Origin of the sequence: Nocardioides silvaticus, from assembly GCF_003160695.1 — a bacterium.
Lineage (GTDB): Bacteria > Actinomycetota > Actinomycetes > Propionibacteriales > Nocardioidaceae > Nocardioides > Nocardioides silvaticus.
The window spans coordinates 25,077-46,081 of sequence record NZ_QGDD01000013.1 but is presented as its reverse complement, the minus strand read 5'-3'; the positions used below and the strand labels follow the sequence as shown (position 1 = coordinate 46,081).

Annotated in this window: 20 protein-coding genes; 14 read left to right on the top strand and 6 right to left on the bottom strand. The window is 71.3% G+C overall.

Translation table 11 applies throughout. The annotated features are described in order from the left end of the window. Nucleotides 1-72 precede the first annotated feature (72 nt). The 4 genes from DJ010_RS21025 to ilvC all read left to right on the top strand — a co-directional run bounded on the left by DJ010_RS21025 (nt 73) and on the right by ilvC (nt 4,155). Nucleotides 73-501: a VOC family protein gene (locus tag DJ010_RS21025; protein ID WP_109697417.1), complete on the top strand. Its 429-nt coding sequence runs from the start codon at nt 73-75 to the stop codon at nt 499-501. A gap of 254 nt (nt 502-755) precedes the next feature. Beyond that, complete coding sequence (locus DJ010_RS21020) at nt 756-2,528, top strand: acetolactate synthase large subunit (protein ID WP_109697416.1); 1,773 nt, start codon at nt 756-758, stop codon at nt 2,526-2,528. A 3-nt stretch (nt 2,529-2,531) separates the two neighbouring features. Continuing rightward, nucleotides 2,532-3,065, top strand: a complete 534-nt coding sequence (gene ilvN / locus DJ010_RS21015; protein ID WP_109697415.1) for an acetolactate synthase small subunit — start codon at nt 2,532-2,534, stop codon at nt 3,063-3,065. A gap of 64 nt (nt 3,066-3,129) precedes the next feature. Continuing rightward, the gene (gene ilvC / locus DJ010_RS21010) at nt 3,130-4,155 is read left to right on the top strand and encodes a ketol-acid reductoisomerase (protein WP_109697446.1); all 1,026 of its coding nucleotides are present in this window, start codon (nt 3,130-3,132) and stop codon (nt 4,153-4,155) included. 121 nt (nt 4,156-4,276) lie between these two features. Here ilvC and DJ010_RS21875 read toward each other — a convergent pair whose 3' ends face one another. Then, complete coding sequence (locus DJ010_RS21875; RefSeq protein ID WP_146207425.1) at nt 4,277-5,674, bottom strand: M15 family metallopeptidase; 1,398 nt, start codon at nt 5,672-5,674, stop codon at nt 4,277-4,279. A 99-nt stretch (nt 5,675-5,773) separates the two neighbouring features. Here DJ010_RS21875 and DJ010_RS21000 point away from each other — a divergent pair, with 99 nt between their 5' ends. Further along, nucleotides 5,774-6,283 (top strand): GNAT family N-acetyltransferase, encoded by a 510-nt coding sequence (locus tag DJ010_RS21000; RefSeq protein WP_109697414.1) that lies wholly within the window; start codon nt 5,774-5,776, stop codon nt 6,281-6,283. Between the two features lie 10 nt (nt 6,284-6,293). Here DJ010_RS21000 and DJ010_RS22200 read toward each other — a convergent pair whose 3' ends face one another. The 3 genes from DJ010_RS22200 to DJ010_RS20990 all read right to left on the bottom strand — a co-directional run bounded on the left by DJ010_RS22200 (nt 6,294) and on the right by DJ010_RS20990 (nt 8,381). Next, nucleotides 6,294-6,455 carry a hypothetical protein gene (locus tag DJ010_RS22200; RefSeq protein ID WP_158283088.1) on the bottom strand — a complete coding sequence of 54 codons (162 nt, stop codon included), beginning with the start codon at nt 6,453-6,455 and terminating at the stop codon, nt 6,294-6,296. A 160-nt stretch (nt 6,456-6,615) separates the two neighbouring features. Continuing rightward, the gene (locus DJ010_RS20995) at nt 6,616-7,464 is read right to left on the bottom strand and encodes an ABC-2 transporter permease (RefSeq protein WP_109697413.1); all 849 of its coding nucleotides are present in this window, start codon (nt 7,462-7,464) and stop codon (nt 6,616-6,618) included. After that, nucleotides 7,461-8,381, bottom strand: coding sequence for an ABC transporter ATP-binding protein (locus DJ010_RS20990; protein ID WP_211318907.1), 921 nt, complete (start codon nt 8,379-8,381; stop codon nt 7,461-7,463). Before DJ010_RS20990 ends, DJ010_RS20995 begins: the two co-directional genes overlap by 4 nt. 164 nt (nt 8,382-8,545) lie before the next feature. On the opposite strand from DJ010_RS20990, the gene DJ010_RS20985 reads away from it, so the two are divergent. Then, on the top strand, nt 8,546-9,262 hold the full coding sequence (locus DJ010_RS20985; protein ID WP_109697412.1) for a DsbA family oxidoreductase: 717 nt from the start codon (nt 8,546-8,548) through the stop codon (nt 9,260-9,262). A 16-nt stretch (nt 9,263-9,278) separates the two neighbouring features. On the opposite strand, the gene DJ010_RS20980 is transcribed toward DJ010_RS20985, so the two are convergent. Further along, nucleotides 9,279-10,847: an ABC-F family ATP-binding cassette domain-containing protein gene (locus tag DJ010_RS20980; protein WP_109697411.1), complete on the bottom strand. Its 1,569-nt coding sequence runs from the start codon at nt 10,845-10,847 to the stop codon at nt 9,279-9,281. A 231-nt stretch (nt 10,848-11,078) separates the two neighbouring features. Here DJ010_RS20980 and serA point away from each other — a divergent pair, with 231 nt between their 5' ends. Next, nucleotides 11,079-12,668, top strand: a complete 1,590-nt coding sequence (serA, locus tag DJ010_RS20975) for a phosphoglycerate dehydrogenase (RefSeq protein WP_109697410.1) — start codon at nt 11,079-11,081, stop codon at nt 12,666-12,668. A gap of 214 nt (nt 12,669-12,882) precedes the next feature. Here the strand turns inward: serA and yczR are convergent, their stop codons facing one another. Continuing rightward, nucleotides 12,883-14,340, bottom strand: coding sequence for a MocR-like transcription factor YczR (yczR, locus tag DJ010_RS20970; protein WP_109697409.1), 1,458 nt, complete (start codon nt 14,338-14,340; stop codon nt 12,883-12,885). A 61-nt stretch (nt 14,341-14,401) separates the two neighbouring features. On the opposite strand from yczR, the gene yczE reads away from it, so the two are divergent. The 7 genes from yczE to DJ010_RS20940 all read left to right on the top strand — a co-directional run bounded on the left by yczE (nt 14,402) and on the right by DJ010_RS20940 (nt 21,004). Next, nucleotides 14,402-15,115 (top strand): membrane protein YczE, encoded by a 714-nt coding sequence (gene yczE, locus DJ010_RS20965; protein WP_109697408.1) that lies wholly within the window; start codon nt 14,402-14,404, stop codon nt 15,113-15,115. After that, nucleotides 15,112-15,261, top strand: a complete 150-nt coding sequence (locus DJ010_RS22195) for a hypothetical protein (RefSeq protein ID WP_158283087.1) — start codon at nt 15,112-15,114, stop codon at nt 15,259-15,261. The genes yczE and DJ010_RS22195 overlap by 4 nt, the downstream gene beginning before the upstream one ends. Before the next feature lie 67 nt (nt 15,262-15,328). Further along, nucleotides 15,329-16,558 carry a toxic anion resistance protein gene (locus tag DJ010_RS20960; RefSeq protein ID WP_109697407.1) on the top strand — a complete coding sequence of 410 codons (1,230 nt, stop codon included), beginning with the start codon at nt 15,329-15,331 and terminating at the stop codon, nt 16,556-16,558. 3 nt (nt 16,559-16,561) lie between these two features. Then, nucleotides 16,562-17,083 (top strand): hypothetical protein, encoded by a 522-nt coding sequence (locus DJ010_RS20955; RefSeq protein ID WP_109697406.1) that lies wholly within the window; start codon nt 16,562-16,564, stop codon nt 17,081-17,083. Then, nucleotides 17,080-18,693: an AAA family ATPase gene (locus tag DJ010_RS20950; RefSeq protein ID WP_109697405.1), complete on the top strand. Its 1,614-nt coding sequence runs from the start codon at nt 17,080-17,082 to the stop codon at nt 18,691-18,693. Before DJ010_RS20955 ends, DJ010_RS20950 begins: the two co-directional genes overlap by 4 nt. Next, nucleotides 18,690-20,030 (top strand): GlnX family signal transduction membrane protein, encoded by a 1,341-nt coding sequence (locus tag DJ010_RS20945; RefSeq protein ID WP_146207424.1) that lies wholly within the window; start codon nt 18,690-18,692, stop codon nt 20,028-20,030. Before DJ010_RS20950 ends, DJ010_RS20945 begins: the two co-directional genes overlap by 4 nt. Beyond that, nucleotides 20,027-21,004 carry a glutamate ABC transporter substrate-binding protein gene (locus DJ010_RS20940; RefSeq protein ID WP_109697403.1) on the top strand — a complete coding sequence of 326 codons (978 nt, stop codon included), beginning with the start codon at nt 20,027-20,029 and terminating at the stop codon, nt 21,002-21,004. The genes DJ010_RS20945 and DJ010_RS20940 overlap by 4 nt, the downstream gene beginning before the upstream one ends. The last annotated feature ends 1 nt before the right edge of the window (nt 21,005 follow it).

Genomic DNA, 21,005 nt, shown 5'->3' with positions numbered 1-21,005 from the left:
GAAGGGTGCGGGAGGTGCCTTCCAGTTTCCTTCCAGTGGGCTTCAGTCGGTGCGTCTTCCTACAGTGAGCCGGTGGACCCGCGCATCAGCTTCGTCACGCTCGCAGTGGCCGACCTCGAGGCCACCCGAAGGTTCTACGTCGACGGACTCGGGTGGCACCCGGAGCTCGACGTGCCGGGGGAGGTGCTGATGATCCGCACGGGCGAGCGCCTCGTCCTCTCGCTCTGGGACCGTGCCCACTTCGCCGAGGAGGTCGGCGAGCCGACCATGCCCGGCGGCTCGACCGGCGGCATCGCACCGATCACCCTCGCCCACAACGTCGCCACCAAGGAAGCGGTCGACGCGGTGCTCGCGACGGCTCGGCGCGCCGGCGCCGACCCGGTCTCCGACGCGGTCGAGCGCGACTGGGGCGGCTACACCGGCTACTTCGGCGACCCCGACGGCTACCGGTGGGAGGTCGCGTTCAACCCCGGTCCGATCGGCCAGCTGGTCCTGCCGTGACCCGTGCTGGATCTGAGACGCGCGTCCCGCCATTTGGGACGCCAGGCAGGGTCCGCGCACGGCGTGAGGCGCGACGGCGTACTCTGTCCGCATGCGCCAGGACCTTCTCCTCGTACGCACCGGACGCGCCGGCTGACACCGCCCTGCGCGTCCGCCCCTCGTTGCCTCGCAACCGAGGGGTTTTTTGTTGAGTACGACGACCAGTCGGGCGACCGGGTCGACCAGATGTCCAGATGTGAGGAACGAGTAGTCGGATGAGTGAGCAGCAGCAGGGCGCCAGCACCAGCTCGGGGCAGGTGACCGGGGCCGAGAGCCTGGTCAAGTCCCTCGAGGCGGCGGGCGTGACCGACATCTTCGGCATCCCCGGCGGCGCGATCCTCCCGGCGTACGACCCGTTGATGGACAGCCCGATCCGCCACATCCTGGTGCGGCACGAGCAGGGCGCCGGGCACGCCGCGCAGGGGTACGCCTCCGCGACCGGTCGGGTGGGCGTGTGCATGGCCACCTCCGGACCGGGCGCGACCAACCTGGTCACGCCCATCGCCGACGCCCACATGGACTCCGTGCCGATCGTGGCGATCACCGGCCAGGTCGGCGCCCAGTTCATCGGCACCGACGCCTTCCAGGAGGCGGACATCCGCGGCATCACGATGCCGATCACGAAGCACAACTTCCTGGTCACCGACCCGGCGGAGATCCCGCGGACCATCGCCGAGGCCTTCCACATCGCCTCGACCGGCCGCCCGGGCCCGGTGCTCGTCGACGTCGCGAAGTCCGCGCTGCAGGCTTCGACGTCGTTCGCCTGGCCCTCGGAGATCCACCTGCCCGGCTACCGCCCGGTGACCCGGCCGCACGCCAAGCAGATCCGCGAGGCCGCTCGGCTGATGCTCGAGTCCCGCCGGCCGGTGCTCTACGTCGGCGGCGGCACCATCCGTTCCGGCGCGTCCCGGCAGCTCATCGAGCTCGCCGAGCTGACCGGCATCCCCGTGCTGACCACGCTGATGGCCCGCGGCGCCTTCCCTGACAGCCACCCGCAGCACCTCGGCATGCCCGGCATGCACGGCACGGTGGCCGCGGTCGCCGGCCTGCAGAAGAGCGACCTGATCATCAGCCTCGGCGCTCGCTTCGACGACCGGGTGACCGGCAACCTCGACTCGTTCGCCCCGGGCGCCAAGGTGATCCACGCCGACATCGACCCGGCCGAGATCGGCAAGAACCGCCATGCCGACGTGCCGATCGTCGGCGACGTCCGCGAGGTCCTCATCGACCTGATCACGGCGCTGCGCACCGAGGCCGACGCCGGCAACACCGGCGACTACGAGGGCTGGGTGCAGTTCCTCGCGGGCGTGAAGAAGAAGTACCCGCTCGGCTACGACAAGCCCGCCGACGGCGGTCTCGCCCCGCAGTACGTGCTGGAGCGGATCAACGCGATCTCCGACAGCGACACGATCTACACCGCAGGCGTCGGCCAGCACCAGATGTGGGCGGCCCAGTTCATCGACTACGAGCAGCCGAACCGCTGGCTGAACTCCGGAGGCGCCGGGACGATGGGCTACGCCGTCCCCGCCGCGATGGGTGCGAAGGTGGGCATGCCCGGCCAGACCGTGTGGGCGATCGACGGCGACGGTTGCTTCCAGATGACCAACCAGGAGCTCGCCACCTGCGCCATCAACGACATCCCGATCAAGGTCGCGGTGATCAACAACGAGTCGCTCGGCATGGTGCGCCAGTGGCAGACGCTCTTCTACAACGAGCGCTACTCCAACACCGACCTGCACTCGAAGCGGATCCCCGACTTCGTGAAGCTCGCCGAGGCCTACGGCTGCGTGGGCCTGGCCTGCGACTCGCCCGACGACGTCGACGCGACGATCCGCAAGGCGATGGAGATCAACGACGTCCCCGTCGTGGTCGACTTCCGCGTCCACCGCGACGCGATGGTGTGGCCGATGGTGGCCGCCGGCACCAGCAACGACGACATCAAGTACGCCCGGGACCTTGCTCCCCAGTTCGACGAGGACGACCTGTAAGCCATGGCCAAGCACACCCTGTCGGTCCTGGTCGAGAACAAGCCCGGCGTCCTGACCCGGATCGCGGCCCTGTTCAGCCGCCGCGGCTTCAACATCGAGTCGCTCGCGGTCGGCCCGACCGAGCATGCCGAGGTCTCCCGGATGACGATCGTCGTCAACGTCGAGGACAGTCCGCTCGAGCAGGTCACCAAGCAGCTCAACAAGCTGGTCGAGGTCATCAAGATCGTCGAGCTCGACGCTGCAGCAGCGGTCCAGCGCGAGCTGGTGCTGGTCAAGGTGGGCGCCACCCCCGAGACCCGCAGCCAGGTGCTCGACGCGGTCCAGCTGTTCAAGGCGAAGGTGGTCGACGTCGCCCCCGACGCCGTGACCATCCAGATCATCGGCAACACCGGCAAGATCGCGGACTTCCTCCGCGTGGTCGAGCCGTTCGGCATCCGTGAGCTCGTGCAGTCGGGTGCGATCGCGATCGGCCGCGGCTCGCGGTCGATCTCCGAGCGCGGCAAGCCGGTCGCCGTACCCGTCACGCCTGCCAGCTGAAAGCACCACCGTCCATCGGGTCTCGACAGGCTCGACCAGCAAAGAGATGAAGGAGAAGCCCCCCGTGGCTGAGATCTACTACGACGACGACGCCGACCTGTCCCTGATCCAGGGCAAGCACGTGGCCGTCATCGGTTACGGCAGCCAGGGCCACGCCCACGCGCTGAACCTGCGCGACTCCGGCGTCGACGTGCGCGTCGGCCTGCGCCCCGGCTCCAAGAGCGTCGCGAAGGCCGAGGAGCAGGGCCTCAAGGTGCTCCCGGTCGCGGAGGCCGTCGAGGAGGCCGACGTCATCGTCGTGCTCGCCCCCGACCAGCACCAGCGCACGATCTACGCCGAGGAGATCGCCCCGCACATCGCCGCCGGCGACACGCTCGTGTTCGGCCACGGCTTCAACGTCCGGTTCGGCTACATCCAGGCGCCCGAGGGCGTCGACGTCATCCTGGTCGCCCCGAAGGCGCCGGGACACACGGTGCGCCGCGAGTACGTCGCCGGCCGCGGCATCCCGGACATCATCGCCGTCGAGCAGGACGCGTCCGGCTCTGCGTGGGACCTGGCGAAGTCCTACGCCAAGGCCATCGGTGGCACCCGCGCCGGCGTCATCAAGACCACCTTCGCCGAGGAGACCGAGACCGACCTGTTCGGCGAGCAGGCCGTCCTCTGCGGCGGCGTCTCCCACCTCGTGCAGGCCGGCTTCGAGACCCTGATGGAGGCCGGCTACCAGCCGGAGATCGCCTACTTCGAGGTGCTCCACGAGCTCAAGCTGATCGTCGACCTGATGTGGGAGGGCGGCATCGCCAAGCAGCGCTGGTCGGTCTCCGACACCGCCGAGTACGGCGACTACGTCTCCGGACCGCGGGTCATCGACAGCGCCGTCAAGGAGTCGATGCGCGGCATCCTCGCCGAGATCCGCGACGGCTCCTTCGCCGAGCGGTTCATCGCCGACCAGGACGCCGGCGCCCCGGAGTTCCAGAAGCTCCGCGAGGAGGAGGCCGGCCACCCGATCGAGGCGACCGGCAAGGCGCTCCGCGCCCACTTCGCGTGGAAGCAGACCGACGACGACTACACCGAGGGCTCGGCGGCGCGCTGAGCTCGGGGCGGCGTGGGATACCCGGTCGACCGGGTATCCCACGGGTTGTCAGCCATTGCAGAGGCTGACAACCCGCGGAACACCCGGTCGACCGGGTATTCCGCGGACCGGCCAGCCCGGCTCAGTGGCACACCACGTCCGCACAACCCCGGGGCAGCGCGATCATCCGCCCGCCGCGGGGGACGGCGTCGAAGTGGTGGATGTCCTGCAGACCGTAGGTCCAGCGCAGGCCGTGGCCCGCCATGATCTGCACGACGCGGTGGCTCCGGGAGCGCCAGGCGACCTCGGGGTGGGAGCGACTCAGCCACCAGGTGTTGGGGAAGACGCCGCGGGGGGAGCGGTAGGGGTTCTCCCACGGGTTGATGTCGAGGGACCGGCCGTAGGAGTGCGGTGACCGGACGCCGGGGCGGCCGACGACCTCCCGGCAGTTGAAGGCCGAGGTGTTGCCGGCGGACATCGAGGCGTAGTCGTCGGCCCCGTGCAGCCGGGCGGACCAGCCGAACCGGTCGACGCGGTACATCGAGCGGATCGGCAGCTCGGCGGCGTACATCGCCTTCAGCGCACCCGCGACCTGACGGGCGACACCCGAGGCGACGACGACCTCGCCGCGGCGCCGGTAGCCGGTGTAGTCCCAGTAGTTGACGCGGACCAGCCGCAGGCCGGCGCGCCCGACGGGGCAGCCGGCGTGCCAGCTGCGACCGGTCATCTGCCGCCACACGCCGCCGGGGATCCGCGAGATCTTGGCGTTGGCGCCCTTGCCGACCGCGTGCTTCTGCGGCGGCAGCGACCGGCGCGGGCGCGGCGCCCCGCGCGGCATCGACACCGGCGCGATCGGCGGCAGGTTGTCGAGGCGGTGCACGTCGCTGCGGCCGCGGCGCGCCCACGGCACCCCGACGGCGATCGCGCGCCAGCGGCTGTCGACGCGCGGGGACACGTCGACAGCGACCTCGCCGTCGGCGCCGGTCGCGAGCCGTCGTACGGCGTGCCACTTCCGCTCGCCCGCGAGCCGGCGCAGGAGCCGGACGTTCCCGGCCACCGGTCCGCCGCCCACCGCTCGCCAGCGGATCGTCAAGGTCGCCTCGGTCTCGTCCTTGAACTCCTCGGGCCCACGCAAGGTCACGACGCTGTCCCGCTTCTCCAGCGGTACGTCGAAGGTGGCCGTCGCTCCCTCGTGCTCCTGGGTCGGCGGGGTCGTGCCGCGGACCGTGTTGTCGCGCGGGTCGCGGGCCAACGTGACCTCGGTCGTGGCGACGCCCTGGGCGTCGGTGACCACCTCCGCGACCGGTGTCCAGGCGCCGTTCCGACGGCGCTCGACGGTCACGGCCGCACCGCTGACCGGCGCGCCGAGCCGGGTGACGACCACGGTCACCGTCGTCGGCTCGCCCTCGTGCGCGCGCGGCGCGGTGATGGTGAGGACGGGCGGCTCCGGGTCGGCTGCCGTGGCCGGGGCGGCCCCGAGTCCGAGGACGGTCGCGATCGCGAGGAAGCCGCCGAGCAGCCGGGCCGAGAGTGCCGTCATCCCGCGATGCTGTCATCCCGCGACGTCGCCCGCGCCCCCGCCGCGCCCGCCCGCCGCAATTCGGCGGCGCGGCCCGCGCTCCGCACGTAGGGTGCCGCGGTGACCAACGACGAGACCCCCTGGTTGCCCGCCGACTGGGAGCACCCCACCCGCGTCGAGCTGCCGACCGGGCACCACCTCCGGCCGATCCACCCCGACGACACCGAGCTCGACATGCCCGCGGTGATGGGCTCCCGCGAGCGGCTGTGGTCGATCTACGGCGAGGCGTGGGGCTGGCCGCCGGCCGACATGACCGCCGAGCAGGACCGGGAGGACCTGCAGCACCACTGGGACGAGATCGTGGCCCACGAGTCCTTCAACTACGCGCTCTTCGACGCCGAGGAGACCGAGCTGATCGGCTGCGTCTACATCGACCCGACCGACAAGGCCGGCGGTGACGCGGACATCTCGTGGTGGGTGCGCGACGAGTACGTCGGCACCGAGGTCGAGACCGCCCTCGACGAGCTGGTCCCGAGGTGGATCGCCGAGGACTGGCCGCTGCAGGCCCCGCGGTACGTCGGGCGCGACCTCTCCTGGGCGGAGTGGCTGGCGATCCCGCGTCAGCGGTAGCCGGCGCCGGTCAGCCGGCGAACGAGGTCCAGAGGTGCTGGACACCCACGCCCACGCCGTACCAGAACAGGGCGAGGGAGATCAGGATGATCGCCCACGTGGCCTGCCGTTCGCCGGCGGAGGGCCGGGTCTCCGGCTTCGGCGTCGGGAACGCTGCTGGTGCGACAAGCATCGGGTGCCTCCTTTTTCATCGCATCTCTACCCTGCGCCACGGGCGCGGCGACCACATCGGTCAAGGGGTCCGGACGGATGGCCCGATCGGACTAGGACCGACGAGGACGTCCGACGGACGGGGCCGTCGGCGGCCCCGTCCGCAGGACGTCGGGTGCGCGCTACTTGACCTCGGACCGCATGACCAGCCGCAGGCCGATGAGGAACGGCAGCACGACCCAGATGCCCGACGTGACGGCCAGCTGGACCCACTCGGTGTCGGTCAGCTTGGAGTCGAAGAGCAGGAACCGGGTCTGGTTCACGTCGAACCAGGCGGCGTTGTCGGCCCACCAGTCCTGGGCGGACGCGAGCGCCTCGGAGATCCCAGGCAGGACCAGGGCCCACACGAAGTAGCCGACGATGCCCGCGGGCGAGCTGCGGAACAGCAGGCCGAGGGTGAAGCCGAAGATCATGCCGAGCTCGTTGGCGAGGACGATCTGGGCGAACGTCCAGGCCGGGATGTCCCACACCGCGTCGTTGCCGGTGATGGCAGCGGTCGCCAGGTTGCCGACGGCGCCGACGCCGAGGGCGATCAGCATCGAGACCGCGCCGATCACCAGCACGTTGACGAGCTTGGCCCCGATCACCCGGCCCCGGCTCGGCACCAGCGTGAACGTGGTCAGCGAGGTCCGCTGGCTCCACTCGCTGGTGATCGCCAGGACGCCGATGATGGGCAGGATGATCGACATCGGGCTGCCGACCGACGCGGCGAACGAGTCGAAGGTGAGCTCGTCGCGGTCGCTCAGCAGGACGGTCAGCACGGTCGCGACAGCCGAGGTGATGACGATGCTCGCCATCAGCCAGAAGCCGGACCGGGTGTCGAACATCTTGCGCAGCTCGACGCCGAGGATCCGGCCGAAGGGGATCGGGTCGGGTACGGCGCGCTCGGGGCGCCGGGCGACGGCAGCGGTCCCGCCGCCGACGGTCGAAGGCGTGTTGGACGCCTCCGGGGTCATGGTCGCGGTGCTCATGCCGCGGCTCCTTCCAGCTTGTTGTCGGTGACGGCGTCGCGCTGGCTCTCGGCGGTCAGCTCGAGGAACATCTCCTCCAGCCCCGCTCCGTCGGCCGTGCGCAGCTCGGTGAGGGCGATGCCGGCGGCGAACGCCGCCCGCCCGACGGTGGTGAGGTCGGCGTCGGTGAAGACCGCGCCGTCGGCGATCGAGGTGACGAGGCCGGCGGCCTCGAGGGCGCGGCTCAGGACGGCGGGGTCAGCCGCGCGGGCCAGGGTGCCGGCCGACGCCAGCAGCTCCTCCTTGGTGCCGCCCGCGACGATCCGGCCGTTGCCGATGACGACGATGTCGTCGGCGATGACCTCGATCTCGTGGAGCAGGTGGCTGGAGAGCAGCACGGTGCCGCCCTGGTCACCGAACCCGCGCAGCAGGTCGCGCATCCAACGGATGCCGGCCGGGTCGAGTCCGTTGGCCGGCTCGTCGAGGATGAGGACCTCGGGGTCGCCGAGCAGCGCGGTCGCGATGCCGAGCCGCTGCCGCATGCCGAGGGAGTAGTTGCGCACACGGCGGCCCGCCTCCTCCTCGGTGAGGCTGACACGCTCGAGCATCTCGTCGACGCGCCCCTTGGGCAGGCCCATGGTGCGCGCCGCGATGGTGAGGATCTCGCGGCCGGTGCGGCCCGCGTGCTGGGCGGACGCGTCCAGCAGGACGCCGACCTCGCGGCCGGGGTTCGGCAGGGCGCCGAAGGGGCGGCCGAGGACGTGGACGTGGCCGGAGGTCGGCTCGGTGAGGCCGACCATGACCCGCATGGTGGTGGACTTGCCGGCGCCGTTCGGGCCGAGGAAGCCGGTCACCCGACCGGGCTCGGCGGTGAACGTCACCTCGTCGACGGCGGTGAAGGCGCCGTACTTCTTGGTGAGGGAGTCGATGGTGATCATGGCCGTCAGCCTTCCGGCCGAGCCCTCCTGCGCGCGTCGGGCAGACCCCCGGATCGGCCCCTGACCCGACCCTGAGGCCACCCAGGGGAGGGGGAGGCCGACCCTCGGGGTACGGCGGGAGCACCCCCGGGGAACACCACCGAGGTGCTTGCGGTTTCAACGACATGCGCATCGACATCTGGTCCGACGTCGTCTGTCCCTGGTGCTCCATCGGCAAGCGCCGGCTCGAGCGGGCGCTGGCCGACTTCCCGCACCGCGACGAGGTGGAGATGGTCTTCCACTCCTTCCTTCTCGACCCCGGTGCTCCCACCGAGCCCACGGAGACGGCGCAGCAGATGCTGGCCCGCAAGTACGGACTGAGCCTCGAGGAGGCCGCCGAGAAGCAGGGCGCGGTGATCGCGGTCGCCGCCGAGCTCGGGATGGACTGGTCCCGGCACCCCGACTCGCCGCATGCCGCCACCGTCGACGCCCACCGGCTGCTCCACCTCGCGCTCGCCGAGGGCGGCCGGGGCCAGCAGGCGGCGCTCAAGGACGCTCTCCTGCACGCCTACTTCGGCGAGGCCCGCAACCTCGCCGACCACGACGTCCTCCGCGAGGTCGCGACCGGGATCGGCCTCGACGCCGGACGGGTCAGCGCGGTGCTCGCGAGCGAGGAGTACGCCGACGCGGTCGCCGCCGACGTCGCGCAGGCGCGGGCGTACGGCGCCAACGGTGTGCCGTTCTTCGTGGTCGACGAGAAGTACGGCGTCTCCGGTGCCCAGCCGACCGAGCTGTTCGCCCAGCTCCTCGAGCGCGCGTGGTCGGAGAGCCGGCCGGTCCTCGCGACGGTGCCCGGCGCCGAGGACGCCGACGCCTGCGGCCCCGACGGCTGCGCGATCTGACCCTGCCCGGACACCCTCAGAGCCGGACCGTCCGGCCGACCCCGATGTCGGTGAGGAACGCCTCGTCGTGGCTGGCGACGACGAGCGCGCCGCGGTAGCAGGCGAGCGCCGAGACCAGCGCGTCGTACGAGGCGAAGTCGAGGTTGTTGGTGGGCTCGTCCAGCAGCAGCAGCCGGGGCGCCGGGTCGGCGAGCAGCAGCGACGCCAGCGACGCGCGGAACCGCTCGCCGCCCGACAGCGCCCCGACCTCCTTGTCGGCGGCGGCGCCGCGGAAGAGGAACCGCGCCAGCCGCAAGCGGACGGCCGTCACATCGGCGTCCGGCGCCCGGCGAGCGACGTTCTCCGCGACGTTCAGCGCTTCGTCGAGGACGTCCAGTCGCTGGGGGAGGTAGGCCACCGGCACGTGCACGGTCGCGGCCCCGGCGGACGGGGCCAGCCGGCCCGCGAGGGTCTCGAGCAGCGTCGTCTTGCCCGCTCCGTTCGCGCCGGTGACCGCGATCCGCTCCGGGCCATCGACCGTCAGGTCGACCGCGGCGCCGGTCCGCAGCACCAGGCCACGGGTCCCCAGCACCTGCTGGCCGCGGTGCACGACCGTGCCGGGCAAATCGACCCGGATCTCCCGGTCCTCGCGGAGCCGAGTCTGCGCCTCGTCGAGCCGTTCGCGCGCAGCGTTGAGCCGCTCGTCGTGCACCTTCCGGTAGGCCGCCGCCGAGTTCTCCGCCTTGCGCTTCTTGCCGCCGGAGACGATCTTCGGGATGCCGCCGCTCAGCTGGGCCGCTCGGCCCTGGCGCCGGCGCTGGGCCAGCACCCGCTCCGCCTCGACCCGGTCGGCCCGCTGCCGCCGGACGTCGGAGCGGGCCGCGGTCACCGCCTGGCGGACCGCCGCCTGCTCGGCGTCGACCTGCTCGACGTACGACGAGTAGCCGCCGCCGTACCACCGGACCGCGCCCTCGCGCAGGTCTCCGATCCGGTCCATCCGCTCGAGGAGGTCACGGTCGTGACTGACCGCCAGCAGGGTGCCGCGCCAGGAGTCGACGACGTCGTACAGCCGTTCCCGCGCCTGCGCATCGAGGTTGTTGGTCGGCTCGTCGAGCAGCAGCACGTCGGGCCGGTCCAGCAGCAGGCGGGCGAGCCCGAGCCGAGTGACCTCCCCGCCGGAGAGCTCGCCCATCGTGCGCGTCAGCGTGCCGTCGGGCAGCCCGAGCCGGGCCAGCTCGGCGACCGCGCGGTCCTCGACGTCCCAGGCGTCGTCGATCGCGTCGAAGTCGGCCTGGTCGGTCGAGCCGGCCTCGACCGCGCGGAGCGCGCGCAGCTGCCGGTCGATGCCGAGGAACGACGCCACCGGCTGCTCCACCCGCAGGGTGAGGTCCTGCGGCAGGTAGCCGACCCGGCCGGTCACCGCGATGTGGCCCGACGTCGGGATGAGCTCGCCGCCGACCAGCCGCAGCAGGGTGGACTTCCCGGCGCCGTTGGCGCCGACCAGGCCGGAGCGGCCGGTGCCGACGAGCAGCTCGAGGTCCTCGAGGACGACGGTGCCGTCGGGCCAGGCGAAGCCGACGGAGGAGAGGGAGATGACCGAAGACATAGGAGCTCTCTGGGTGAGGGGGCGGACGCGGACGGCCTCAGAGCTCCATGTGCACCACCGTAGGCGCGCGGGCGTGCGGGGCGCGACCCATTTACGTCCGGCCCGCCACGCGCCCTTTCGATGTCTGACACAGGTTCGTGACACAGGAACCGGTCCGGTACCGTGAGGAGAGGCACAGCGTCGTGCACCTTCACCGCCCCGCACGATCCTCGTTCGAAGGACCCCACAGCTGTGACTGACCGTCCCGTCGTACTCCTCGCCGAAGAGCTCAGCCCCGCCACCGTCGAGGCGCTGGGCCCGGACTTCGAGATCCGGCACTGCAACGGTGCGGACCGCGACGAGCTGCTGCCCGCGATCGCCGACGTCGACGCGATCCTCGTGCGGTCGGCGACCAAGGTCGACGCCGAGGCGCTGGCCGCCGCCAAGCGCCTCAAGGTCGTCGCGCGGGCCGGGGTCGGCCTCGACAACGTCGACGTGAAGGCGGCCACCCAGTCCGGTGTGATGGTCGTCAACGCGCCGACCTCCAACATCGTCTCCGCGGCCGAGCTCGCCGTCGCGCTGATGCTCGCCGCCGCCCGCAACGTCTCGCCCGCACACGCGGCGCTGAAGAACGGCGAGTGGAAGCGGTCGAGGTACAGCGGCATCGAGCTCTACGAGAAGACCGTCGGCATCGTCGGCCTCGGCCGGATCGGCGTCCTCGTCGCCCAACGGCTGAGCGCCTTCGGCATGAACGTGATCGCCTACGACCCCTACGTGCAGGCCGGCCGCGCCGCCCAGATGGGCGTCCGCCTCGTCGACCTCGACACCCTCCTGTCGGAGTCGGACTTCATGTCCGTGCACCTGCCGAAGACTCCCGAGACCGCGGGCCTCATCGGTGCCGACCAACTCGCCAAGGCCAAGCCGTCGCTCGTGCTCGTCAACGCCGCCCGGGGCGGCATCGTCGACGAGGCCGCCCTCTTCGACGCCCTCAAGACCGGCCGCATCGCCGCCGCCGGCCTCGACGTGTTCGCCAAGGAGCCGTGCACCGACAGCCCGCTCTTCGAGCTGGAGAACGTCGTCGCGACCCCCCACCTCGGCGCCTCGACCGACGAGGCCCAGGAGAAGGCCGGCATCGCCGTCGCGAGGTCGGTGCGCCTCGCGCTCGCCGGCGAGCTGGTGCCCGACGCCGTCAACGTCCAGGGCGGCGTCATCGCCGAGGACGTGCGGCCCGGCATCCCGCTGACCGAGAAGCTCGGCCAGATCTTCACCGGCGTTGCCGGCGAGCTCCCCCAGCAGCTCGACGTCGAGGTGCGCGGCGAGATCACCGACCACGACGTCAAGGTGCTCGAGCTGGCCGCGCTGAAGGGCGTGTTCAGCAGCGTCGTCGAGGACCAGGTCTCCTACGTCAACGCACCGCTCCTCGCGGCCGAGCGAGGCGTCGCCGTACGTCTCGTCACCGACGCCGACAGCCCCGACCACCGCAACCTGATCACGATCCGCGGCACCCTGGCCGACGGCGCTCAGATCTCCGTCAGCGGCACCCTCGTCGGCATCCACCAGCGCGAGCGCCTGGTCGAGGTCAACGGCTACGACATCGACATCGAGCCGACCGACCACCTGGCGTTCTTCACCTACGACGACCGCCCGGGCATGGTCGGCACCGTCGGCCAGATCCTCGGCGACGCCCAGGTCAACATCGCCGGCATGCAGGTCTCCCGCGACTCCAAGGGCGGCCAGGCGCTCGTCGCCCTGTCCGTCGACTCCGCGATCCCCGCCGACACCCTCACCGAGATCGCCTCCGCGATCTCGGCCGCCTCGATCCGCGCCGTCGACCTCGTCTGACGCCCTATCGATCGTCGAGTAGCCCGAGCCGCTCTCGGTCGTCGAGTAGCCCGAGCGCTCTGGCGCGAGGGCGTATCGAGACGCCTGCGCCCGGCCGCCGACCTGAGGCCATGGGCGGCTTGCGGCGTCTCGATACGTCGCTCGCTGCGCTCGCTCTACTCCTCGACGACCAGGGGCTCGCTGCGCTCGCTCTACTCCTCGACGACCGGAGGGGTCAGGCGACCAGCACGCCCCCGCGTCGCCGGGGTACGGCGGAGGACGCCGGGCCCGTGCCGTAGACGGCACGCCAGGCGTCGGCGACCCGTCGGACGGCCTCCTGGAGCTGGGGGACCGGGACGGTGAAGGGGAAGCGCAGGTAGCGGTCGAGCCCGCCCGCGGGGGCGAACGACGGCCCGGGGGCCAGCATCACGCCGTGGCGCTCCGCCTCGATGACGAGGGCGGTCGCGCCGGCCGGGGGGTCGGAGGGGAGGTGGCACCACAACGCCATCCCGCCGACAGGGACGCGGAACGTCCAGTCGGGGAGCTCCTCGTGCAACGCGGCGACGAGCGCGTCGCGCTGCTCGCGGAGCCGCTCGCGGTGCACGGCCAGCATCGTCTCGAGGCCGCTGCCGATGAGCTGGGTGAGCAGCACCTGCTCGAGCACGGGAGCCCCGAGGTCGAGACCGACCCGGGCCCGGGTGAGCGTGTCGACCAGGTTGTGGGGCGCCCGGATCCACCCCATCCGCAGCCCACCCCAGATGCTCTTGCTGACGCTGCCGACCGTGATCGCGTCCGGCGAGAACGTCGCGAACGGCGGTAGCGGTGGGTCGTCGTCGAGTCGCAGGGTGTGGTGGGCCTCGTCGACGAGGGCGGTCGCCCCGTGCCGCGACAGCAACCGGGCGTACGCCGCCCGCTCGTCCTCGGTCATCACCAGCCCGGTCGGGTTGTGGTGGTCGGGCATGACGTGCACCAGTCGCGGCCCGTGCTTGGCGAGGACCTGCCCGACTGCATCGAGGTCCCACCCGGACGGGTCGAGCGGGATCGTGACCAGCCGGCCGCCGCCGGTCTTCAGCGCCTGGACCGCGTTGGGATAGGTCGGTGACTCCATCAGCACCCGTTCGCGCGGGCCGACCAACGCGGCGCCCACGACGGCGCTCGCGGCCAGCGCACCGGTCGTGACGATGATCTGCTCGGGGTCGGTGGGCAGCCCGCGGTCGTCGTACGACGAGGCGATGGCGGCCTGCAGGTCGGGCAGCCCGGCGGGGTAGTAGCCGTGGTTGCCGAGGTGCGCCGGGAGGGCGGCCGCCGCCTCGGCGTACGCCGCCGCCATCCCGGGCGGGGCGGTGGCAGCAGCGCAGACCAGGTCGATCACCCCGCCGCTGACGTGGGTGGGCCAGAGCGCCCGGTCGTGGGCCCGGGTCGGCCCGCCCGGCAGTCGGGTGAACGTGCCCGAGCCGTGGCGGGCCTCGGCGTACCCGGTGTCGCGCAGCACGGCGTACGCCCGGGTCACCGTCGTCCGGGAGACGCCCAGCGCCGCGGTGAGCTCGCGCTCGCTCGGCAGCCGGGTGCCGTAGCCGATGCGGCCGTCGCCGATCAGCTCCTTGAGGGCGTCGGCCAACCCGACGTAGGCGGGTGAGCGGTGGAAGTCGCCGGCGAGGGTGGCCACCCGACTGGCTGAAATGGACTGCGACATGCAGTCCAGTAGATCACAAGTGGCTATTTGTGAACAGGCCACTTCTCGGGATCCTTGATGCATGACGACCCTGACCGCCACGACGGCCGACCGCCGCCCGGCCCCGATCCTGGCCGACCTCGGCCCGGTGGCCCAGCTGCGGGCCGGCCGGCTGGGCCGTCGGCTCCCGCAGCTGTTCGTCGGGCTGGTCCTGTACGGCGTCAGCCTGGCCCTCATGGTGCGCGGCGACGTCGGCCTGGCGCCGTGGGACGTGCTCCACACCGGCCTGATCCAACACCTGCCGATGACGTTCGGGCAGGCGGTCGTCGTGATGAGCTTCGTGGTGCTGCTCCTGTGGGTCCCGCTGCGGGAGAAGCCGGGCATCGGCACCGTGGGCAACGCGCTGCTCGTCGGCCTGTCCGCGGACGCGACCCTGGCCGTGCTCGAGGCGCCGCACGGGTTGGCGGCGCGGGTCGCGCTGATGGTCGGCGGGGTCGTGCTGTGCGGCATCGCCTCGGGCCTCTACATCGGCGCCCAGCTCGGTCGCGGCCCGCGGGACGGGCTGATGACCGGCCTGCACCGTCGTACCGGGCTCTCGCTGCGGCTGGTCCGCACGCTGCTCGAGGTGGCGGTCGTCCTCGTCGGCCTCGTCCTCGGCGGCGTGGCCGGTGCCGGCACCGTGCTCTACGCGCTCGGCATCGGGCCGCTCACCCAGCTCTTCCTGCCCTGGTGCGTCGTCGACGTCACCGTTCCCTCCACCGCAACCACCACCCCCGAGACGGAGGTCTCGTCATGAGCAATCGCTTCAACCGCATCGTCAGCTGGCTGGACGCCCCGCGCTCGGTCCCGCGCTCCCGGTTCACCCCGCACGACTTCCGCCCTCCCGCCACGAGCGGGCGCGGGCTCGACACCCGGCACTGGGCACGTGGTCTAGACCGCTGAAACCCTCGGGGTGAGGTCCTGGATTTCCCCGGTGTGCGAGGTGGGATGACTGGATAGGCTCAGCGGCATGACCACCGATGGTTCCGCTACCGCCCCCGAGCCGAGCCCGCTCGCCCCGCCCGAGCCCGTGCTGACCCTGACGGCCCCGGAGCCGCCCCAGCCCGTCGCGGCGACGGCGGCGCCGAAGATGGCGCCCCAGGTCGACGCCGCGATGGTGCCGGAGCTGGACTCGAAGGTCGACAGCTTCCTCGACGCACTCACCACCGAGAAGATCGGCAGCCCGGGCTTCGCGGCCCAGGCAGAGAACGTCCGCACGATGGGCGACGCCGACATCCGCAAGGCCGCCGAGACGTCCAACCGGATGCTCGACAAGCCGGTGCAGGCGCTGAAGAAGGGCGGCATCGCGCAGGGCTCCGACGTGGGCAAGACCCTGCTCGAGCTGCGCCGCACGATCGAGGACCTCGACCCGGGCCAGGCGACCGGTGCGAAGAAGTGGTGGGACAAGCTGCCCTTCAACGACAAGATCGAGGACTACTTCCGCAAGTACCAGTCCTCCCAGAGCCAGCTCAACGGGATCCTGCACCACCTGCGCAGCGGCCAGGACGAGCTCACCCGCGACAACGTCGCGCTCAACCTGGAGAAGACGAACCTCTGGGCGACGATGGGCCGGCTCAACCAGTACATCTACGTCGCGGAGCGGCTCGACGCGAAGCTGTCGGCGAAGATCGCGGAGATGGAGCTGTCCGACCCCGAGGGCGCCAAGACGCTCAGCCAGGACGTGCTCTTCTACGTGCGGCAGAAGCACCAGGACCTGCTGACCCAGCTCGCGGTGTCGATCCAGGCCTACCTGGCGATCGACATCATCATCAAGAACAACATCGAGCTCATCAAGGGCGTCGACCGCGCCACCACCACGACGATCTCCGCGCTACGCACGGCCGTCATCGTGGCGCAGGCCCTGAGCAACCAGAAGCTGGTGCTCGACCAGATCACGGCGCTCAACACCACGACGTCGAACCTGATCCAGAAGACCTCGGAGATGCTCAAGGAGAACTCCGCGGCGATCCAGGAGCAGGCAGCGTCGTCGACCATCGGGATCGAGCAGCTGCAGGCCGCGTTCGCGAACATCTACGCGACCATGGACTCCATCGACGAGTTCAAGTCGAAGGCGCTCGACAACATGTCGACGACCATCGGTGTGCTCGAGGCCGAGGTCGAGAAGTCCAAGTCCTACCTCGAGCGGGTCCAGCAGCACGACCAGCGGAACGCCGCCGGCACCCTCGACATCCAGGGCTGACGGGTGGGCCTTGGGTCGTGGTTCCGCAAGGTCCGCGGCAAGGGCGACGACGCCGGGACCGAGTACGTCGCGCCGCCCCCGCCGACCGACAACGACATCCTGGCGGCGCTCAACCGCGTCAACGCGATGTGCCGTGAGGGCAACGCACCGCCGGTGGTGACCTCGCGGGTGGTGAAGATCGCGCGCACCATCCACCAGACGCTCCCGCGGCTCAACGACCTGGGGCTGGGCAGCCAGGACGGCTACTCGCTGATGGCGACCGCGACCGACTACCTGCCCGAGGCGCTCGGCGGCTACCTGCGACTCCCGCGGGAATGGGCCGACACCCGGCCCATCGACGGCAACAAGACCTCGCTGATGGTGCTCATCGAACAGCTCGAGCTGCTCGGCGTGACGATGGACAAGATCTTCGACGCCGCCAACCTGGGTGACGCGCAGGCGCTGATCGCCCACGGGCGCTTCCTCGAAGCCAAGTTCGGCCACTCCTCGACCGGTGGCCCCGACCTCAACCTGGGAACACCATGACGACTCTGTCCGAGGCCCTCGACGCGCTGGCCGGCGTCGCCCGCACCGCGGGTGCCGACGAGACCGCGGCCCGCGCGGAGGGCGAAGCGCTGGCCGCCACGGTCTCCGAGCGCTCCAAGGGCGCCTTCGTCGACTGGTGCGAACAGGTCGGGAAGCCCGGCGCGACCGAGGACTTCTTCCTCGCCGCCAAGCAGGGCAACCGGTTCCGCGGCGGCCCGACGCCGCTGATGAACCAGCTGCTGCTGGAGAAGTCGGCGCACGCCGCCGACTACGCCGCCGCCCTCTCCGACGTCGCGGTGGCGGCGCAGACGCTCGGCCAGCCGGGCCCCGACGCCCGCGGCGCCGCCGCCACGATCCTCGCCGCCCAGTCCGGCGCGCCGACCCGGCCGGCAGCCGGCGCACCCGGTGCCTTCGACCTCCCCACCCGCGAGCCCGTCCCCGGCGTCGGCGACGAGCTGCTCGACCAGGTGCGACGGATGGGTGACCAGGTGCAGAAGCAGCTGGAGGCGATGAATCGCGGAGCTGGCCTGGGCCTCACGCCGCCGTCGCACACACCGTCCACGCCGGACGCGCCCGACGACGCCGACACGTCGCAAACCTCCGGCGCACAGACCGTAGAGAAGCGCGACGAAGCCGCGACGGCGCCAGAGGTTTCCGACGGGTCGGCTCAAGCTCAGGCTGATCCAGAACCGACGAAAACGGTTGAGGAGCTGCTGGCGGAGCTGGACGCGCTGATCGGGCTGAAGAACGTCAAGGACGAGATCCACCGGCAGGCCGCCGTGCTGCGGGTGGAGGGGCTGCGGAAGAAGGCCGGGCTGGAGAGCCCGACGATCACCCGGCACCTGGTCTTCAACGGCAACCCCGGCACCGGCAAGACGACGGTCGCGCGGCTGGTCGCCGGCATCTACCGTGCGCTCGGGCTGCTCTCGAAGGGGCAGCTGGTCGAGTGCGACCGGTCGGAGCTGGTGGCGGGCTACCTCGGTCAGACCGCGCAGAAGACCGCCGACGTCGTGAAGTCCGCCGAGGGCGGGGTGCTGTTCATCGACGAGGCGTACGCGCTCTCCGGCGACCAGTACGGCAAGGAAGCCATCGACACGCTGGTCAAGGAGATGGAGGACAAGCGCGACGACCTGGTGGTCATCGTCGCCGGCTACCCGCTGCCGATGGCGGTCTTCATCGCCGAGAACCCCGGCCTCGAGAGCCGGTTCCGCACGCACATCGAGTTCGCGAACTACAGCGACGACGAGCTGGTGGCGATCTTCGAGCAGATGGCGAAGGGCGCCGACTACGACGCGGGGGAGCCGGTGGTCCAACGTCTCCGCGAGATCCTCGCCGACGTCCCGCGCGGGCCGTCGTTCGGCAACGCGCGCTACGTGCGCAACATGCTCGAGGCCGCGATCGGTCACCACGCATGGCGGCTGCGCGACATCGAGGAGCCGACGGTGGAGCAGCTGCGCTCGCTCGAGGCCGACGACCTGGTGCCGCCCAGCGCCGACGAGGAGGAGCCGGTCGTCGCCGAGGACGGCACCCTGCTGCCCCCGGCCGACGCGCCCCCGGCCGAGCCGGTCGACGTACTCTCTCCTGCCGAGCCCGAAGAGGAGCCCTCATGAGCCAGTCCGCTGCCGCGCCGCCGCCCCCGGCGACCCCGGCGGCTCAGCCGGCGCCGGCCCCACAAGCGCCACCGAACGCCAAACCCAAGCGCTCCTGGGCCGCGCCCACCGGCAAGCCGGTGGGCGTCGGTGTGGAGAACACCCCCACGCTCCTCAACCGCCTGCAGGTCATCGGCATGGCGGCCGTCCTCCTGTTCGGCCTCGCCAGCGGGCTCGTCCAGTTCCTGTCCTACCAGTCCGACGGCCGTGCGGCCGACGACACCGAGCAGCTGGTCAGGGTGCAGGAGATCCAGTCCAACCTCCTGAGGGTGGATGCGATCGCGACCAACCTCGCCGTCAGCGGTGGCAACCTCGATCCGGCGGAGATCGCGTCGCGCGACGAGGAGTACGACCAAGCGCTGGATGACGTCCTCGGTGAGATCGCGTCGGCGGCCGAGGCGCAGCCGGCGGACGAGAAGGCGCTCGCCGCCCTCAACGTCGCGGTCAACGACTACGCGACGGCGATCGCCGAGGCTCGCGCCAACCTCAGACAGGGCTACCCGGTGGGCAAGGAGTACCTGAGCGGGGCCAGCGCGAACCTCCGCGCCGACGCCCTGCCGATCCTGACGAACCTCGTCGACGCGAACACCGAGCGGGCCGAGGACTCGATGGGCGGGCAGCACCCGATCTGGCTGCTCCTCATCGGGCTGGCGAGCGTCGCCGTGCTGGTGTGGATCAGCATCCTGCTCGCCGGACGGTTCCGCCGCTACGTGAACGTCGGTATCGCTGTCGCGATGATCGTGGTCGTCGTGACGACAATCGTTGCCGCGATCGCTGCCTGGCGTGCCGACAGCCAGAACGACGACCTGCTCGCCGGTGAGCTGCGGATGGCGGTCGATCAGGCAGCCGTGCGGACGGCCGGCAACGACGCCAAGGCCAACGAGAGCCTGCGACTCGTCAACCGGGGCTCCGGACCGCGCTACGAGGACCCGTGGATCGCCGCGGCCGAGATCGTCGAGGAGAAGGGCGACCGGATCGTGCTCGACGAGTGGCGGAGCTACGCCAACGCGCACGCGAGCATCGTCAAGTACGACGACGAGGACCGCCGCGGCCCCGCTATCCAGATCGCGACCGGCGCCGAGAACGCGCCCGGCGGGCAGAACTCCACTGCCGCCTTCGACGCGTTCGACGGCGTCGTGAAGGGCTTGGTGCAGGAGAACGGAGCAACGGTCAGCGAGGAGCTCCGAGCGGGACGGTCGCTCGCGCTCGTAGGCAGCCTCCTGACGGTGCTGCTCGGATGCGCGTCGGCGATCGCGGTGGCGCGAGGAATCGGCGCCCGGCGGAAGGAGTACGCATGAGCCGCGTGACAAATGGTCTGGCCGCGATGAGTGCGATGGCTGCGCTCCTCGCCGGCTGCGGCTACGACGAGACTCCGTTGCCGGAGGAGCCCGAGGCCGCCCCGAGCAGCGCTCCCGCGGCCTCGACCTGCACCCCCTCGGACAGCGACTTCGCGTCGTACGAGCCGAGTGACGAGATCACCGGCAAGGTCGCCGAGATCGAGAGCCGCGGCCGCCTCATCGTCGGGGTCTCGGCCGACACCTACCTGATGGCCTCGGAGAACCCCGACGAGGGCAACCGCATCGAGGGATTCGACATCGAGTTCGCCAAGGCCATCGGCCGGGCCATCTTCGGCTCCGACTTCGAGACCGGTCGCAACCTCGAGCTGCGCGTGATCACGGCCGCGGATCGGATCCCGCTCCTCGAGGAGGAAGCGGTCGACCTGGTCATCCGGAACTTCACGATCAACTGCGCCCGGTGGGAGCAGATCGCGTTCTCGCAGGTCTACTACGCCGCCACCCAGAAGGTGCTCGTGAGCCGGTCGCTGGACGACGGCGACGAGGGCAACGGCGAGTACCAGGACCCGTCGGACCTCGCTGGGCTGCGCGTCTGCGCGCCTACCGGCTCGACCAGCCTCGACAACATCAAGGAAGCCGAGGAGGAAGCGATCATCGAGCCGGCCGCCAACCACACGGGGTGCCTCGTGAAGTTCCAGCGCGGCGAGGTCGACGCCATCACCGGTGACGACACGGTGCTCGCCGGCCTCGCAGCCCAGGACCCCTACGCCGTCGTCCCGGAGCAGGCTCCCCTCAACGACGAGCCCTACGGGATCGGTGCCAACAAGGACGACACCGAGCTGGTGGCCTTCGTCAACGGCGTGTTGGAGTCGATGCGCGAGAACGACCAGTGGCAGCCGATCTACACCAGGTGGCTCAAAAGCGCCTTGAACGGTGCCGACGCCGTGCAGCCGCCTCCGACCCTGCCGTACCGGTAGG